The sequence below is a fragment of the Deltaproteobacteria bacterium genome (genome assembly GCA_009930495.1).
Taxonomy (GTDB): Bacteria; Desulfobacterota; Desulfovibrionia; order Desulfovibrionales; family Desulfomicrobiaceae; genus Desulfomicrobium.
On sequence record RZYB01000391.1, the window covers coordinates 1 to 1,440 of the forward strand.

A 1,440-nucleotide genomic window follows, 5' to 3' on the forward strand; every position below is an offset into this window, starting at 1 on the left:
ACCCAAATTCCCCCCAGAGTTTTACATGGTTTGACTAAAGTGGCCAATTTATCTTGAATTGTTTGATAATTTCTTCTTGAAATTTGGTTGGTTTAGAATACATTGGTTTATATTTTCCTGTAAATGAAACCTTGGTCAAGCTAGACATTTTGAACAATACTTCCTTGTATGATTTAACTCTGTTAAGGGTTTTGTTACCAGTACGTACTCTAGCAAATTTTCTTTTAAACTTTGCTAGAATTATTAGAGCTATAAATGTTACAAACATTTTTCCTTCAAAGGTGTTATTATTATGGCTTCTAACTCTATCTCCATTTAAATCATTTTTAACCATATCATAAAATATTTCAGCTGTGTTTCTTTGGCTATAAGCTTCATATATTTCAGACCTTTCTCTTTTTTCATTAGATAGTAAACACCAATAACCAGAATATTTTTTATTAAACTCTTCTTCAAGGGACACTTTTTCTGTTACTTTTCTACCTCTCTTTGGTGTATCACTAACAATAAAGTATTTTTCATAATAGCCTGAATGATTTTCATTCAATTTATTTGCAAGAAGTTCTTTATAACAAACACCCATAAGCTCTCTAAATTTTATTTCATGTTCGCTTCTTACTTGAGGATTATATATAACATAAAGATATAATCTTCTACCATTTTGAATTACAGGTTTTCTTACACAGTAGATTGTTTGAATAACACCATCACCATTTTCTACATCTACACTAGCTTTAACTGAATTCAGTTCAGTTTTAACAGAGTCAATTTCATCATATTGCCAATTAACACGCTTAGGGATTGGTATAATGAAACTATTATGACTTTTTAAAATAGTTTCTATGTTACTTTTGCTATAATAGCCTCTATCTAGAGTTAATATGATATTATTCATATCTAATTTATTAAGAGACTCAATTAAAGAATCTATCGTAGTACTATCATGTCGAGCCCCATTATATAGTAGAGTTTGAACTGGAGTGAATGTATCTTGTCTTGATAATATTGCAAGATTAACTTGATTTTGTCTTACATGTCCATGAGAGTATCCATAATCTAAATTAGGTGTTGCAGTATTATTATAAGCTGAAATGTTTGTTGAATCAAAACAGAAATAGCCTTTCTTACCTTTACTATGAGATTCTCCCCAAGATTTAAAGAAATCATTTCTCTCATCAGGGGTAATAGATTCTAATATTTTTGAAACTTCCTGTGATTGAATGTCTTCAATAATAAGATCTTTATTTTCTGCCCAAGCTCCTGACCATGATAAAGCTTTCTCTGTACAGATTAAATATTGTGCTAATGAAATAATCTTATTAGCTTTATCACTACCAAAAGAGTCCTTTAAGAATTTATTCAGCTTCAAATCTTTTACAATAGAATTCAATAACCTAACCTCACCCAGAGATTTAGTACTTGATACTTTATTTTCAATTG

The 1,440-nt window shown here is 29.4% G+C and carries 1 protein-coding gene; it reads right to left on the reverse strand.

Features of this window, described 5'->3' with window-relative positions; all coding sequences use genetic code 11:
• Positions 1-34: 34 nt before the first annotated feature.
• Positions 35-1,438, reverse strand: a complete 1,404-nt coding sequence (locus tag EOL86_14950) for a hypothetical protein (GenBank protein ID NCD26866.1) — start codon at positions 1,436-1,438, stop codon at positions 35-37.
• Between the last annotated feature and the right edge of the window lie 2 nt (positions 1,439-1,440).